Genomic DNA, 14,245 nt, shown 5'->3' on the forward strand with positions numbered 1-14,245 from the left:
CCTACGACCTGGGTATGACGGAGGGGCCGGGGAACTCGTCCCCCGGCCCCTCCTGGGCCCTGCTTGGTCCGATCAGGCGGTCAGGCCGTCTCGGTGCCGGACCCCGCGCTCGGGCCGGCGCTGCCGGTCACGTCGCGGGTCGGATCCGGGACGCCGACGAGGTCGGCGCCGAGCGCCTCGTCGAGCGCCGCACCCTCCGGCAGCTCGGGCAGGTCGTCCGCTGGGCGGTGACTCGGGTGAGCCATGCTGCTGAAGGTGAACTTCTCCTCCTTGCCCTCGCCCTCGGTGTCGATCCGGACGTACTGGCCGGACGTGAACTCGGCGTAGAGGATCTTCTCCGAGAGGGCATCCTCGATCTCGCGCTGGATCGTGCGGCGGAGCGGCCGCGCGCCGAGCACGGGGTCGTAGCCCCTCTTCGCGAGCAGGTCCTTGGCCGCGGGCGTGAGCTCGATGCCCATGTCCTTGTCCTTGAGCCGCTTGTCGAGCTTGGCGATCTCGAGGTCGACGATCTGCGTGATCTCGGTGCGCGTCAGGTGCGGGAACACGATGATCTCGTCGACCCGGTTGAGGAACTCCGGCCGGAAGTGCTGCTTGAGCTCATCCGTGACCTTCGCCTTCATCCGCTCGTAGTCGGAGCGAGTGTCGGGTCCGGCGCTGAAGCCCATGGACGCCTTCGAGATGTCCCGGGTACCGAGGTTGGTCGTCATGATGATGACGGTGTTCTTGAAGTCGATCATCCGACCCTGCGAGTCGGTGAGGCGGCCGTCCTCGAGAATCTGCAGCAGGCTGTTGAAGATCTCCGGGTGGGCCTTCTCCACCTCGTCGAAGAGCACGACCGAGAACGGCTTGCGGCGGACCTTCTCGGTCAGCTGGCCGCCCTCCTCGTATCCGACGTAGCCGGGCGGGGAGCCGAAGAGCCGGCTCACCGTGTGCTTCTCGGAGTACTCGGACATGTCGAGGCTGATGAGCGAGTCCTCGCTGCCGAAGAGGAACTCGGCGAGCGTCTTGGCGAGCTCCGTCTTACCGACACCGGTCGGACCGGCGAAGATGAACGAGCCACCGGGACGGCGCGGGTCCTTGAGGCCGGCGCGGGTGCGACGGATGGCCTGGGAAAGGGCCTTGACGGCGTCGTCCATGCCGACGATCCGCTTGTGCAGCTCGTCCTCCATGTGGAGCAGCCGGCTCGACTCCTCCTCGGTCAGCTTGAAGACCGGGATGCCGGTGCTGGCCGCGAGGACCTCGGCGATGAGCTCCTCATCGACCTCGGCCACGACGTCCATGTCGCCGGACTTCCACTGGGCCTCACGCTCGGCCTTCTCGGCGCGCAGCTTCTTCTCCTCGTCGCGGACCCGGGCGGCACGCTCGAAGTCCTGGCCGTCGATCGCTGACTCCTTCTCGCGCACGAGGTGGGCGATCTTCTCGTCGAACTCGCGCAGGTCCGGCGGAGCCGTCATGCGACGGATGCGCAGCCGGGCACCCGCCTCGTCGATGAGGTCGATCGCCTTGTCCGGGAGGAAGCGGTCGTTGATGTAGCGGTCGGCCATGTTGGCAGCCGCGACCAGCGCGCCGTCGGTGATGGTGACGCGGTGGTGCGCCTCGTAGCGGTCCCGCAGGCCCTTGAGGATCTCGATGGTGTGGGGGAGCGTCGGCTCCTGGACCTGGATCGGCTGGAACCGCCGCTCCAGCGCCGAGTCCTTCTCGATGTGCTTGCGGTACTCGTCGAGCGTCGTCGCGCCGATCGTCTGCAGCTCACCACGGGCGAGCATCGGCTTGAGGATGCTCGCGGCGTCGATCGCGCCCTCGGCGGCACCCGCACCGACGAGGGTGTGGATCTCGTCGATGAAGATGATGATGTCGCCGCGGGTGCGGATCTCCTTGAGGACCTTCTTCAGTCGCTCCTCGAAGTCACCGCGGTAGCGGCTGCCCGCGACGAGGCTGCCGAGGTCGAGCGTGTAGAGCTGCTTGTCCTTGAGTGTCTCGGGCACCTCGCCCTTGACGATGTCCTGCGCCAGTCCCTCGACGACCGCGGTCTTGCCGACGCCCGGCTCGCCGATGAGGACGGGGTTGTTCTTGGTGCGGCGGGACAGCACCTGCATGACGCGCTCGATCTCCGTCTCGCGTCCGATGACCGGGTCGAGCTTGCCCTCGCGCGCGGCCTGCGTCAGGTTGCGGCCGAACTGGTCGAGGACGAGGCTCCCCGCAGGGGTGCCCTCGCCGGTCGCCTGGCCCACCCCGGCACCGGTCTTCTCGCCCTGGCCGCCCTGGCCCTGGTAGCCGGAGAGCAGCTGGATGACCTGTTGGCGCACCTTGTTCAGCTCCGCGCCGAGCTTGACGAGCACCTGGGCCGCGACGCCCTCACCCTCACGGATCAGGCCGAGGAGGATGTGCTCGGTGCCGATGTAGCTGTGGCCGAGCTGCAGCGCCTCGCGGAGCGAGTACTCGAGGACCTTCTTCGCCCGGGGCGTGAAGGGGATGTGGCCGGTGGGGGCCTGCTGGCCCTGGCCGATGATCTCCTGGACCTGTGCCCGCACGGCCTCGAGCGAGATGTCGAGGCTCTCGAGGGCCTTCGCGGCGACGCCCTCGCCTTCGTGGATCAGACCCAGGAGGATGTGTTCGGTGCCGATGTAGTTGTGGTTGAGCAGGCGTGCTTCCTCCTGCGCCAGGACCACCACCCGTCGGGCCCGGTCGGTGAACCGTTCAAACATGTCGTCTCCTGCCTGATCGAGATACCTCGATGCTATCCACGCCCGCTGTCAGCAGGCACCCCGCACAACGCGAGCCCGTGCGTGAGTGTTCCCATCCTGAGCCTGCCCACCGGAGGTTTCGCCCTCCTGTTCGCCGTGAGCGGAAACCTCCCTTCGGTCGTGGTCCTCTACCCGGCCGTATGCCGCTGAGCCGCCTTCCCGGGTCACAGTTGCGTCCCGCTCCTCCCGCCGCTCGCGTCCTGCCGCCCGACAACTCGTCCCGCCATGTGAGGGCCCGGGTCCGGCGGTGGCGGGCCATACCTCGGTTTGCCCGCCGTTTCGGGACCGTGGTCCGTGCGTGGCGGGAACCTGGCCCCCGTCCCCGCCAGATGGGGACCGTGGTCCGTGCCGGGCGGGAACTTGGCCCCTCGTCCCCGCCAGATGGGGACCGTGGTCCGTGCGTGGCGGGAACCTGGCCCCCGTCTCCGCCAGATGGGGACCGTGGTCCCGTCATGACGGCGATGTGACGTCGCCAGCTCGGCTCGGGAAGTGCCGCCGCCACTCGTCCGACAGCGGTGGAACGGTCATGCCCCGCTGCCGCATGGCCTTGGTGATCCGGCTCAGCGTCCTGCCCGGCGTGTTGTAGATGCCGGACGACACGACGACGAGACGGCGGACCTGCCAGTCGTCGAGGTCCTCGTCCCGGTCGACGTCGTGGTGCCACTGCTCGGTCGAGTCTGCGTGCTGCCGCCCGTCGTACTCGATGATCAGGCCGTACCTCAGGTAGCAGAGGTCAAACCGGTAGACCAGCTGTCCGTCGGAGTCGACGATGCGGTGGTTGACGGTGGGCTCAGGCAGCCCGGCCAGGACGATGAGCAGCCGGAGCCGCGACTCCATGGGCGAGTCGACGCCCTTGCGGACCAGGGCGGCCGCCCACGTGGCCAAGCGGTGATGCGGCCCGGTCGAGGACGCGACGAAGGCGACGAGCTGCTCAGTGGTGAGACGACCTCGCTTCACCAAGGAGTCCCCGAGCACCACGAGGTCGACCAGGGTCAGGACCTGCGCCAGGTCCAGGAAGGTCTGCATCGGAGTGGTCGTGCGCAGGCCGCGCCAGGTCGTCACCTGCTGGTTCCGCTTCGCGCGGTGCCCGGCGATCCCTCGGGCCTTTGCCCGGTTCCTCGGGGAGGTGACATGGACATCCGGATCATCGGGGACCACACCGCCGAAGAGGCGCGCCGCCGAGAAGTGCGAGAGATAGGACCCCCGGGGGGAGATCGCAAGTGCAGCCCCGTTGAGACGAGGCTCATCGACCACGTCGTCCCTGCGCACGTGCACTCCGTGGAAGAGCTGCCGGTGAGAGCGGCGAAACGACCACGCCGTCGAGCCGGCCGACAGGGCGCCTGCTCGGGTGAACAGACCGGCCGCCAGCATCCTTGCTCTGTCCTCGCCGTCTGGATCGGCTGGAGGGGTGCTGTCGGAGGTGCCCGTTGTCACGCGTACAGCCTCTCGAAAGCACAGGCACGCCAAGTGTGCTCATCCACAGGCCCGCCACGTGGGGACCGCGGTCCCCGGTCGGCGGCGGGTTGGGCCCAGGTCCCGCCAGGTGGGGATCGGGGTCCGCGAATGCCGCTCAGGCGCGGCGGGCCGAGGACTCGTGCAGCGCGCGAACCTCGTCCTCGAGCTCCGCAGCCGGACCGTCGACCACCGCACCCGGTACCACCTCGCGGATTGCCAACGCCCGCACCGGCGACTCCGGCCTGCCCCACTCGGCCCGCCACCGTGCGAGCTGTGCCGAACTCGCCGCGTAGACGATCCTTCCCAGCCCGACCCAACCGTGGGCGGCGGAGCACATCGCACAGTGCTCACCAGATGTGTAGACGGTCGCCGCAGCCCGCTCCTCGCGAGACAGGTTCGCCCCCGCCCAGCGGGCGATGGCGAACTCCGGATGCTGCGTCTCCTCGAGGGCGACGACGTGGTTGTGGTCCTCGAAGAGCACCTCGCCACCAGCCCCCACCAGCACCGATCCGAACGGCTCGTCCCCGCGCTCCAGGGCCAGCCGCGCGAGTGACACGGCGCGCCGCAGGTACCGCAGGTCGACCTCGCTGACCGTCATGCCACCCTCCCGGTGACCATCGCGAACGTCACGAACGCCCCGCCGTCCACCTCGAGCATCTGCTGCACCGGTGAGGTCATCCGGCCCTTGAGCTCCATGACGGCACGCTCCCACAGCAGCCAGTTCGCGCACCCGTCGGCCTGCGCCCGCGCAGTCACCGACGTGAACGCCCGCGAGAACTCCCACTGGCTCCGCAGCCAGTCTGCGGTGTGCCACGCCGCGGTCTCGGCGCCCACGACCTTGTCGATGTGGTCGGGGATCGCGCCGAGCTCGCGCACCTCGGTCGTCAGGGCGGGCGTCGCCACGCCGAGCTGCCCACCTGGCTTGAGGAACGTGGCCAGATACGGCGGGTAGTGGTCCCCCGTCCCGAAGTACTCCCACGCGTCGATGCTCAGGATCACGTCGAAGGACGCCCGACCGAACGGCAGCGCCCCCGCGTCCACGCGCATCGGCAGCACCTGGTCCGCGACGCCCTCCTTGGCGAAGACCGCGCCCGCCTCCGTCGGGTCGACCCAGAGATCCACCGCCACGACCTGCACTCCGTACTCCTTGGCCAGGAAGACCGAGGTCGCGCCGAGCCCGGATCCGAGGTCCAGCACCCGCATCCCGGGCCGAAGCTCAAGGTCGGCGGCGAGGTCCTCGAGCAGCCACAGCGGGTGCGGGCCCATGTCGAGATCGACCAGCCACTTCGCGTCGTACTTGTTCGAACGGGGGAACTCGTCCTTGGTCAGGTGGTCCAGCGCTGGCATCGGGGATCACTTCCACGTGATGGTGACGAGGTCGCGCCACCAGGGGTCGACCTCGGGGCCGCGGTTCCAGAGCTGGAGATAGAGGTCCACCGGGTGCCCGGCCAGTTCGCGGTCAATGGTGCCGTATGCCGCTGAGCTCGCCTCGTCGACCACGGTGACCTCGACGGGGTGGTCGGGTCCCATGGCGAGTCGCCAGGCGATCGAGGCGTCGTCCGGCCGGACGAGCACGACCGTCTCATCGGGAGGGTGGATGCCCTGGCTGCGCCGCGGGACGAAACCGCGGAGCAGCTCGTCCAGGCCGTCCAGGGCCAGGCCAGTGCTGATCCAGGCCTCCTCGCGGGCGGGCGACCGGCCGAGTCGCGCCGCCAAGGCATCGACCGCGTGGATCGTCGTCTCGTGGCACTGCCGCCGGGTCCAGAACACCTTGGGAGCCGGAGCGTTCTTGAGGAAGACGAAGGCCGTGAGGTCATCAGGAGCGTCGACGATGGCCTGGAGCAGCGCCGTCGCCCCCTCGTCGAACCAGCCCAGGAGGTCGGGCTCCGACATCGCAGCCGCCTCCAGGGCCTCCGGCGCGTCGATGGGGGAACCGCTGACATGGCCCGCAGCCCACCGGTGCGCCATGCCGACGTGCGCGACGAGGTGCCGCACCGTCCATCCCGGACAGGTGGGCACGGCGGTGTCGAGCCCGGCCGTCATCGCATTGGCTCGCAGCACGGTCGCGGCCTGGCCGAGACCATCGCCCAGGGCATCCAGGTGGGACTCGAGGGGGAGGCGTGCGTCCATGCGGCGAGTCTGCCGCACGGCGGTAGATTTGCCGCAGCCACCACCGTGCGACGAATGACCGGGAGGTCCCCGTGGACGCCAGCGACCTGCTGCGCAACTCGCTCCTTCAGCTGTCCAAGCAGGAGAGGATCCGAGACCTCGTCGAGAAGACGCCCGTGTCACGTTCCGTCGTCAGGCGGTTCGTCCCTGGGGACCAGCACACGGAGGTCGTCGGGGCGGCAGGGGAGATCGCGGCGACCGGGCGACTGTCGACCATCGACTATCTCGGCGAGGACACGACGGACCTCGCCCAGGCGAAGCAGACGCGCGACGCCTACCTCCAGCTCATCACCGCCCTCCGCGACGCGGGCCTCACCGAGGGCGGCACCGCGGAGGTCTCGCTCAAGCTGAGTGCGCTCGGCCAGGCACTTCCCGGGGACGGCAACAAGATCGCCCTGGAGCTCGCGCACGACATCTGCACCCTGGCAGATCTCGCGGGGACGACCGTCACGCTCGACATGGAGGACCACACGACGACGGACCTGACGCTGGAGGCACTGCGCGAGCTGCGGGCCGACTTCCCCACCCTCGGTGCGGTCCTGCAGTCCTATCTGCACCGGACGGAGGCGGACTGCCGCGACCTCGCCGGCACGGGCTCCCGGGTACGGCTCTGCAAGGGCGCCTACAAGGAGCCGGAGTCGGTGGCCTTCCAGTCCCGCAGCGACGTCGACACCTCCTACGTCCGGTGCCTCAAGGTCCTCATGCAGGGCGACGGCTACCCGATGGTCGCCACCCACGACCCGCGCCTCATCGAGATCGCGGGCGCGCTCGCGGCCAAGGCGGGACGTGCCGCCACGTCCTTCGAGTACCAGATGCTCTACGGCATCCGGCCGGAAGAGCAGAAGAGGATCTCCGACCGCGGAGACCAGATGCGTGTCTACATCCCCTACGGCGATGACTGGTACGGCTATCTCATGAGGCGGATGGCCGAGAAGCCCGCGAACGTCATGTTCTTCCTGCGCGGCCTGGCCACCCGAGGCTGACCATGGCAACCACTGCGATCTTCGGCGCCGGTGTGATGGGCGAGACCCTGCTGTCCGGCCTCCTTCGCGCGGGTCGTGACCCGGCCGACCTCGTCATCACCGAGCGAAACCCGGACCGGGCCGCCCAGCTCGGCGAGAAGTACGCCGTCCGCGTTCTGTCGAACCCGGAGGCGGCAGAGCTGGCGGACACGCTCGTGCTCGTCGTCAAGCCCCAGGACATGGAGGCCCTGCTCGACGAGCTCCGCGACCACGTCCGCGAGGGCAACACCGTCGTCTCGCTCGCGGCCGGGATCACGACCGAGTTCCTCGAGGCGCGCCTGCCCGAGGGGTCGTCGGTCGTCCGCGTCATGCCCAACACGCCAGCCCTCGTCGACGAGGGCATGGCCGGTATCTCGCCTGGCCGCCACTGCACCGAGGAGCACCTCCTCGAGGCCGAGGCACTCCTCTCGTCGTGCGGCAAGGTCGTCCGCCTCGAGGAGAAGCACCTCGACGCCGTCACCGCGATCTCGGGCAGCGGGCCGGCCTACATCTTCTACGTCGTCGAGGCCATGATCGAGGCCGGCGTCGTCCTCGGGCTGCCCCGGGCCACGGCCACCGAGCTCGTCGTCCAGACGCTCTACGGGGCCGCGACAATGCTCAAGGAGACCCACGAGCACCCGACCGTCCTGCGCGAACAGGTGAGCTCGCCGGGTGGCACGACCGTCGCCGCGCTGCGGCAGCTCGACGACCACAAGGTTCGCGCGGCCTTCGTCAACGCCATGGAGGCCGCGGCGGCGCGGTCCAAGCAGCTGGCCTCCGGACAGGCCTGAGGCCACCACGACCGGGGCACAACGACGTCGAGTGTGCAGTCCCTGCCGGCCCGGGGCTGGCAGGTTCTGCACACTCGACGTGGTGCTACGAGAGGTTTCGCCTACTGCACGGCCGCGAAGGCGTCCACCTCGCCGGCTCCGTAGAAGCCGTTCTTGTCCCCACCGGTGCAGGTCGCGTCGTAGGCGTGCGGCCCGCTGGAGATGTTCGGGACCGGGTTGTAGACCCCCTCGGGGCAGGCCAGCGGCTCGGCCGTCCGCTGGAGCAGTGATGCGAGGGCGCCCGGGCTCAGGCTCGGGTTGGCCGAGAGGGCCAGGGCGGCAACACCCGCGGCATGCGGGCCCGCCATCGAGGTGCCCTGCTTGTAGCCCCAGCCGTTCGTCTTCGTCGTCGTGTTGAACGTCGTCGACAGGATCGCGTCCGTGATGGTCGAGCTGACCCCTCCGGTACGGAACCTCGTGTCACCACCGGGCGCGGCGACCTCGACGACACCCTGGCCGTAGGACGAGTAGTAGGACTTCTGCTCCGTCGGGCCGGTGGCCGAGACAGTCACGACACCCGGTGCCTCAGCGGGCAGGTCCACACACGCGCCGGTGATGGTGCGGTCCTCGACCGGATAGCTGCCGTCGTTCGGGCTACCTGAGTCGATGAACTTGTGCTGCAGGTCGACGTTGGAGTTGCCGGCCGAGGCGACGTTGAGGACGCCCTTGTTCTGGGAGTAGCGGATGGCGCGCTGGATGGCCTGCCAGACCGGGCGCTGGCGCTCGTCATTGCGGCAGTTGAACTCCCACGGGTCGATGAAGTAGCTGTTGTTCGTGATGTCCATGCCTTGGTCGCCCGCCCAGAGGAAGCCGCAGAGGGCCGCCTCGGGGTAGATGAAGCCGTCGTCGTTGACGACCTTGACGGACGCGACCTTGGCACCCGGTGCGACGCCGGTGACGCCGACGCCGTTGATGGCTGCGGCGATCGTGCCGGCGACATGGGTGCCGTGGTCGGACGTGGTCGGGTTCCAGGCAGCCTCTGACCTGTCCTGGACTCCTCCGATGCACGAGACGCTCTTGTCCTTGGCAATCTGTGTGGCGAGGTCCGGGTGGCTGCTCGAGATGCCGCTGTCGAGGACACCGACGACGACACCGCTTCCGGTGGTCACCCCGTGGGCCTCGGCGACGTTGATCTGCGGCATGTCCCACTGCAGGTTGTAGAGCGGCTCGCCCGTCGCACCGTTCGCCGTCACCTCGGCGGAGTCGACGGTGTCGAGGGTGGTGCCCTCGTCGAGGGTCGAACCGAGCCCAGTCGTGGCAGCGGCGGATGCGACACCCGGCCCGGCCACGTCCGTGACGAAGCTCGGGTTGGTCGAGTGCGCGACGATGACGCCGATCTGGCGGTAGTCCGCCGCGACCGAGCCACCGGCGGCGGCGACCCGGTCCTTGGCCTGTGCGGTTGAGATGCCGGGCGCAAGGACCAGATAGGTGGTCTGGGGTCCTTGCGCGGGCGCGGCGGTCGCCACTGAGGCGATGCCGACCACGGAGATGCCGAGCACGGCCGCGGTTGCGGCGGCCAGCGGTCTGAAGTGGCGAAGGCTCACTGAGCTGCTCCAATCGGGGAGGCTGATGTGACAGCATGCCGGCGGTTGGGACCGACACGGACCTGAACCTAGTGGTCCTGTGTGACCTGCGCCACTGGAGGCTGGTCCGTCGGTACCCTCACCCCATGCACCTGCACGTCGTGCGCCCCGACGACTGGGAGAGTCACCGCGACCTCCGGCTGGAGATGCTCCAGGACGCCCCCGACGCCTTCTGGTACACCTACGCCGACGAAGCCGTCTACGACGAGGCGGACTGGCGTGAGCGCATCGAGGGCGCCTGGCTCGTCCAGGCCCGAGATGCGGACGGTGTGGTCGGCAGCGCCGGGCTGGGCTCGCACTGGGAGCCCGAGCGGGCCCGGACCGCCACGCTCTTCGGCCTCTACGTCGCGCCGCGCGCTCGAGGGCGCGGTGTCGGTGAGGCACTGGTCCGGGCGGTCCTCGAAGAGGCTCGCCACCTCGGCAAGGCCGAGGTCGTCCTTGAGGTGGGCGGCCACAACGGCCCTGCGATCGCCCTCTATGAGCGCTGTGGCTTCGTGCGAACAGGTGCGACCGCCGCGCACCCTCGCCGCGAGGACCTCCACGAGCTGGAGATGGTGCACCCCCTCTGATGGCGGTGCCGGGGCAGCCGGGTCATCAGGAGTTCACCCACCCTCGGGTGCAGGGCGACGGGCCGCGTGCGAAGGTGGTGCCATGAGCGAGATCACCGTGCGCCACCTGGGCGAGGATGAGTGGAAGGACTATCGGGCGGTTCGGCTCGAGGCTCTGAGTGAGTCCCCCGAAGCCTTTGTCGCCACCGCGGACGAGGAGGAGGCCTTCGACGAGGCCCACTGGCGCGCACGGATGCAGCGATCGGCCCGGCTCGTCGCCGAGCGCGACGGTGCCGCCGTCGGAGTCGTGAGCGTAGGCACTGCACCATCCGACGAGGAGGGCCGGTCGGGAGAGCTCTTCGGCCTCTGGGTCAAGCCCGAGCTGCGTGGCTCCGGTGTCGCAACTCGCCTCGTCAAGCACGGCGCGGCGCTGGCCAAGGAGCGCGGGCAGAGCCGGCTCTACTACTGGGTCGGCACGGAGAACGGCCGCGCGGTCGCCTTCGCGAGCGGCATGGGTTTCCGCCCGACGGACCAGCGGCGCCCGATGGGGGTCAGGTCAGAGGAGGATGGCGAGCTGGAGATCGCCATGGTCCTCCCGCTCGCGGACGACCGCCGGGTGATCGGAGGGACCTGAGCCGGCCGTCGAGGACCAGGCGCCACGGGGCTCGTTCAGCGCTCGTTTTGGGCTCGTTCAGTGCTCGTTCAGGGCCGTGCCGCGAAACGGTCGATGAGCTCGGTCGGTCCGCTGACGATGAGCACGTGGTGCGCGGACACCTTCGTCTCGGGCACCGCGTAGGTGAAGTCCTCTCCCGGTGCCTTCACCCCGACCACGGTCACACCGTACTTGCGTCGGATCTGGCTCTGCTCGAGGGTGAAGCCGATCGTCTCCTGCGGCGGGTTGATCTTGACGATCGCGAAGCCGTCGTCGAACTCCATGTAGTCGAGCAACCGGCCGTTGACCAGGTGCGCCACACGACGGCCGGCATCGGACTCGGGTGAGATGACGTGGTGCACGCCGATCCGGTCGAGGATCCGCTTGTGTTCCGGCGTGAGCGCCTTGGCCCAGATGGAGGGCACACCCGCGTCGACGAGATTCGCCGAGGCGAGGACAGAGCCCTCGATCGATGAGCCGATGCCGACGATCGCGATCTTCGGCTCGGCCGACCGGATCATGTCGATCGAGCTCGCCTGCGCCATGTCGGCGTGCACCACCTTGGCGAACTTGTTGACGTAGGTCTCGGCCAGGGCGTTGTCCCGCTCGACGGCGATGACTCGGTGACCGAGCTTGGTCAGCTCCAGGGCGACGGCCGAGCCGAAGCGTCCAAGGCCGATCACGAGCACGTCGTCCTCGAAGAGCTTGTTGCGCGCCATGGGATTCCCTTCTCCACAGTCCGCGCCCGACGGTGACGCGATAGCGTCTCAATCATGCCAAGCCAGGCCCGCATCGTTTGGGACCCGTCGTTCACGAAGTACAACTTCGGCCCGACCCACCCGATGGCCCCCATTCGACTGGACCTGACGGCGCGGCTCTGCCAGGCCCTTGGCGTGTTCGACGTTTCCGGGGTGGAGGTGCGCGGCGCGGAGCCAGCCAGCGACGAGCTGCTCGAGACCGTTCATGACCCCGACTACGTCGCGGCGGTCAAGGCTGCGTCGGCCGACCCCACCCGGGCCGACCCCAACCGGGGCATCGGCACGGAGGACGACCCCGCCTTCGTGGGGATGCACGAGTCGAGTGCCCGGATCGTCACCGGGACCGTCGACGTCGTGCGTGCCGTCTGGGAGGGCGAGACGAGCCACGGCGTCAACTTCACGGGCGGCCTGCACCACGCGATGCCCGACCGGGCGAGCGGCTTCTGCATCTACAACGACATCGCGATCGGCATCCGGTGGCTGCTCGACCACGGCGCTGAGCGGATCGCCTACGTCGACGTCGACGTGCATCACGGGGATGGGGTCGAGCGGATCTTCTGGGACGACCCGAGGGTGCTGACCATCTCCCTGCACGAGACCGGCCGGGCGCTGTTCCCGGGGACCGGCTGGCCGACCGACATCGGCGGCCCGCGGGCGGAGGGGTACGCCGTCAACGTCTCCCTGCCCCCGGGGCTGGCCGACGCGGGGTGGCTCCGGGCGATCCACGCGACCGTCATGCCGATCGTCCGCTCCTTCAAGCCGGACATCCTGATCACCCAGCACGGCTGCGACACCCACGCCGAGGACCCACTCGCCCACTTCGCCATGACCGTGGACGCCCAGCGGTCCGCGGCGGACTCGCTCCACCGCCTGGCCCACGAGGTCTGCGACGGCCGGTGGGTCGCGCTGGGCGGCGGCGGTTACGAGGTGGTGGGCGTCGTCCCGCGCACGTGGACGCACCTGACGGCCATCGCCGCGCACGTTCCGCTGCCCACGTCCACGGAGATCCCAGAGGACTGGCGCGAGCACGTCGAGCGCGCGACCGGACGTCCGGCGCCGTTGCGCATGGGTGACCTGACGACCCAGGACGGACCGCTGTGGTGGCGCTCGTGGGACCTCGGCTACGACCCGGGCAGCGAGGTGGACCGGGCGATCATGGCGACCCGGACCGCGGTGTTCCCGCACCACGGGCTGGACATCCACTTCGACTGAGGATCGCAATGGCAGTGCGGGCTGCTCCGTCGATCTGGCACCATGGCCGGACGGCGTTGACGGGCCTGACGATCCTGAGCCGAGCAGGACAAGAGGCCGACCGCGATCCGCGGCGGCGAAGGTGTGGTGGCACAGCGACACTCCCCATCGCCCGCACCTCCGGGGCACGATCCCAGGAGGTGAAGGAATGTCAACGACACAACGCTCATCGCAACATCCGTCCGTCGGCACCGCGTCCCGCGTCCTCGCACGAGACCTCGCATCGCATCCCGAGGGCGCTCCGGCGACCCTCGCCGGTTGGGTCCATCGACGCCGCGTGCTCGCCACCGTGACCTTCGTCGTGCTGCGGGACCGCTCGGGCCTGGCCCAGGTCGTGGCCAAGGATCCCGACGTCATCGCGAGGCTCGGCGCCATGCCGGAGGAGACGGTCGTCGAGGTGACGGGTCGCGTGGTGCACAACCCGGCAGCACCGGGCGGTGCGGAGCTCGTCGAGCCGGTCCTCGCTCCGCTCACCGAGCCGGCCCTGCCGCCGCCGGCGGAGCTCTGGCGGCCCACCTTCGGCGCCGGGCTGCAGACCCGGCTCGACCACGCCGCCGTGACGCTGCGGCACCCGAGGCACCGTGCGGCGTGGGAGATCGCGAGCGCTTCGATGCGCGGGTTTCGTTCGTCGCTGGGCGCGCTCGAGTTCATCGAGGTCATGACACCGAAACTGGTCGGCACCGCCACAGAGTCCGGCGCCAACGTCTTCACGGTCGACTACTTCGGCCGGCCCGCCTACCTCGCCCAGTCCCCTCAGCTCTACAAGCAGATGCTCGTCGGGGTCTTCGAGCGGGTCTTCGAGGTCGGGCCGGTCTTCCGCGCCGAGCCGCACGACACGGTCCGTCACTTGGCGCAGTACACCTCGCTCGACGCCGAGCTGGGCTTCATCCGCGACCACCACGACGTGCTGGCAGTCCTGCGGGCTGCCCTCTTCGGGATGGTGGAGTCGATCAGGACGTATGCCGCTGAGTCCGCTTCGCTCCTCGGCGTCAACCTGCCGCGGGTGCCCGAGGAGTTCCCGGTCATCCACTTCCGCGACGCGCTGGCGACGGTGGGTGCGGACCCCGGCGAGACCGACCTCAGCCCAGCACACGAGCGCGCGCTCAGCGAGTGGGCGCGAGCCGAGTTCGACTCGGACTTCCTTGCGGTGGAGGGCTATCCGATGGCCAAGCGCCCCTTCTATACCGCACCGGAGGGATACGACATGACTGTGCCACGCGGGTCTTCGGGGGGTGCACGGGGGGCGGAGCCCCC

Annotated in this window: 13 protein-coding genes; 6 read left to right on the forward strand and 7 right to left on the reverse strand. The window is 69.5% G+C overall.

Annotated elements, in window-relative coordinates; translation table 11 throughout:
- Nucleotides 1–80 precede the first annotated feature (80 nt).
- The 5 genes from VJN29_RS16250 to VJN29_RS16270 all read right to left on the reverse strand — a co-directional run bounded on the left by VJN29_RS16250 (nucleotide 81) and on the right by VJN29_RS16270 (nucleotide 6,329).
- The gene (locus VJN29_RS16250) at nucleotides 81–2,705 is read right to left on the reverse strand and encodes an ATP-dependent Clp protease ATP-binding subunit (RefSeq protein WP_324144678.1); all 2,625 of its coding nucleotides are present in this window, start codon (nucleotides 2,703–2,705) and stop codon (nucleotides 81–83) included.
- Between the two features lie 489 nt (nucleotides 2,706–3,194).
- Nucleotides 3,195–4,178: a hypothetical protein gene (locus tag VJN29_RS16255; protein ID WP_324144679.1), complete on the reverse strand. Its 984-nt coding sequence runs from the start codon at nucleotides 4,176–4,178 to the stop codon at nucleotides 3,195–3,197.
- Nucleotides 4,179–4,314: 136 nt separating this feature from the next.
- Nucleotides 4,315–4,797 (reverse strand): nucleoside deaminase, encoded by a 483-nt coding sequence (locus VJN29_RS16260; RefSeq protein WP_324144680.1) that lies wholly within the window; start codon nucleotides 4,795–4,797, stop codon nucleotides 4,315–4,317.
- On the reverse strand, nucleotides 4,794–5,546 hold the full coding sequence (locus tag VJN29_RS16265) for an SAM-dependent methyltransferase (protein ID WP_324144681.1): 753 nt from the start codon (nucleotides 5,544–5,546) through the stop codon (nucleotides 4,794–4,796). Before VJN29_RS16265 ends, VJN29_RS16260 begins: the two co-directional genes overlap by 4 nt.
- A 6-nt stretch (nucleotides 5,547–5,552) precedes the next feature.
- Nucleotides 5,553–6,329: a maleylpyruvate isomerase family mycothiol-dependent enzyme gene (locus tag VJN29_RS16270; protein WP_324144682.1), complete on the reverse strand. Its 777-nt coding sequence runs from the start codon at nucleotides 6,327–6,329 to the stop codon at nucleotides 5,553–5,555.
- 71 nt (nucleotides 6,330–6,400) lie between these two features.
- Here VJN29_RS16270 and VJN29_RS16275 point away from each other — a divergent pair, with 71 nt between their 5' ends.
- Both VJN29_RS16275 and proC read left to right on the forward strand, forming a co-directional pair.
- The gene (locus VJN29_RS16275; protein WP_324144683.1) at nucleotides 6,401–7,351 is read left to right on the forward strand and encodes a proline dehydrogenase family protein; all 951 of its coding nucleotides are present in this window, start codon (nucleotides 6,401–6,403) and stop codon (nucleotides 7,349–7,351) included.
- A 2-nt stretch (nucleotides 7,352–7,353) separates the two neighbouring features.
- A complete protein-coding gene (gene proC / locus VJN29_RS16280; RefSeq protein ID WP_324144684.1) occupies nucleotides 7,354–8,160 on the forward strand; it encodes a pyrroline-5-carboxylate reductase in 807 nt (268 codons plus the stop codon).
- A 101-nt stretch (nucleotides 8,161–8,261) separates the two neighbouring features.
- On the opposite strand, the gene VJN29_RS16285 is transcribed toward proC, so the two are convergent.
- Nucleotides 8,262–9,743: a S8 family peptidase gene (locus VJN29_RS16285; RefSeq protein ID WP_324144685.1), complete on the reverse strand. Its 1,482-nt coding sequence runs from the start codon at nucleotides 9,741–9,743 to the stop codon at nucleotides 8,262–8,264.
- A gap of 125 nt (nucleotides 9,744–9,868) precedes the next feature.
- Here VJN29_RS16285 and VJN29_RS16290 point away from each other — a divergent pair, with 125 nt between their 5' ends.
- Both VJN29_RS16290 and VJN29_RS16295 read left to right on the forward strand, forming a co-directional pair.
- Nucleotides 9,869–10,351, forward strand: a complete 483-nt coding sequence (locus VJN29_RS16290; protein ID WP_324144686.1) for a GNAT family N-acetyltransferase — start codon at nucleotides 9,869–9,871, stop codon at nucleotides 10,349–10,351.
- 82 nt (nucleotides 10,352–10,433) lie between these two features.
- The gene (locus VJN29_RS16295; protein WP_324144687.1) at nucleotides 10,434–10,964 is read left to right on the forward strand and encodes a GNAT family N-acetyltransferase; all 531 of its coding nucleotides are present in this window, start codon (nucleotides 10,434–10,436) and stop codon (nucleotides 10,962–10,964) included.
- 68 nt (nucleotides 10,965–11,032) lie between these two features.
- Here the strand turns inward: VJN29_RS16295 and VJN29_RS16300 are convergent, their stop codons facing one another.
- The gene (locus VJN29_RS16300) at nucleotides 11,033–11,701 is read right to left on the reverse strand and encodes a TrkA family potassium uptake protein (RefSeq protein ID WP_324144688.1); all 669 of its coding nucleotides are present in this window, start codon (nucleotides 11,699–11,701) and stop codon (nucleotides 11,033–11,035) included.
- Between the two features lie 54 nt (nucleotides 11,702–11,755).
- On the opposite strand from VJN29_RS16300, the gene VJN29_RS16305 reads away from it, so the two are divergent.
- Both VJN29_RS16305 and aspS read left to right on the forward strand, forming a co-directional pair.
- Nucleotides 11,756–12,952, forward strand: a complete 1,197-nt coding sequence (locus tag VJN29_RS16305; protein WP_324144689.1) for an acetoin utilization protein AcuC — start codon at nucleotides 11,756–11,758, stop codon at nucleotides 12,950–12,952.
- Nucleotides 12,953–13,139: 187 nt separating this feature from the next.
- Nucleotides 13,140–14,245, forward strand: a 1,106-nt coding sequence (gene aspS / locus VJN29_RS16310; protein WP_324144690.1) for an aspartate--tRNA(Asn) ligase, incomplete at its 3' end; no start/stop codon positions are given.

It is taken from the genome of Intrasporangium sp. (assembly GCF_035280925.1).
Classification (GTDB): domain Bacteria; phylum Actinomycetota; class Actinomycetes; order Actinomycetales; family Dermatophilaceae; genus Intrasporangium.

Excerpts from the sequence above, each read along its gene's own strand:
- VJN29_RS16300 (WP_324144688.1), bottom strand. The coding sequence starts at position 11,701 with ATGGCGCGCAACAAGCTCTTCGAGGACGACGTGCTCGTGATCGGCCTT.
- VJN29_RS16290 (WP_324144686.1), top strand. The coding sequence starts at position 9,869 with ATGCACCTGCACGTCGTGCGCCCCGACGACTGGGAGAGTCACCGCGAC.
- VJN29_RS16265 (WP_324144681.1), bottom strand. The coding sequence starts at position 5,546 with ATGCCAGCGCTGGACCACCTGACCAAGGACGAGTTCCCCCGTTCGAAC.
- VJN29_RS16250 (WP_324144678.1), bottom strand. The coding sequence starts at position 2,705 with ATGTTTGAACGGTTCACCGACCGGGCCCGACGGGTGGTGGTCCTGGCG.
- VJN29_RS16260 (WP_324144680.1), bottom strand. The coding sequence starts at position 4,797 with ATGACGGTCAGCGAGGTCGACCTGCGGTACCTGCGGCGCGCCGTGTCA.
- VJN29_RS16270 (WP_324144682.1), bottom strand. The coding sequence starts at position 6,329 with ATGGACGCACGCCTCCCCCTCGAGTCCCACCTGGATGCCCTGGGCGAT.
- proC (WP_324144684.1), top strand. The coding sequence starts at position 7,354 with ATGGCAACCACTGCGATCTTCGGCGCCGGTGTGATGGGCGAGACCCTG.
- VJN29_RS16295 (WP_324144687.1), top strand. The coding sequence starts at position 10,434 with ATGAGCGAGATCACCGTGCGCCACCTGGGCGAGGATGAGTGGAAGGAC.
- VJN29_RS16305 (WP_324144689.1), top strand. The coding sequence starts at position 11,756 with ATGCCAAGCCAGGCCCGCATCGTTTGGGACCCGTCGTTCACGAAGTAC.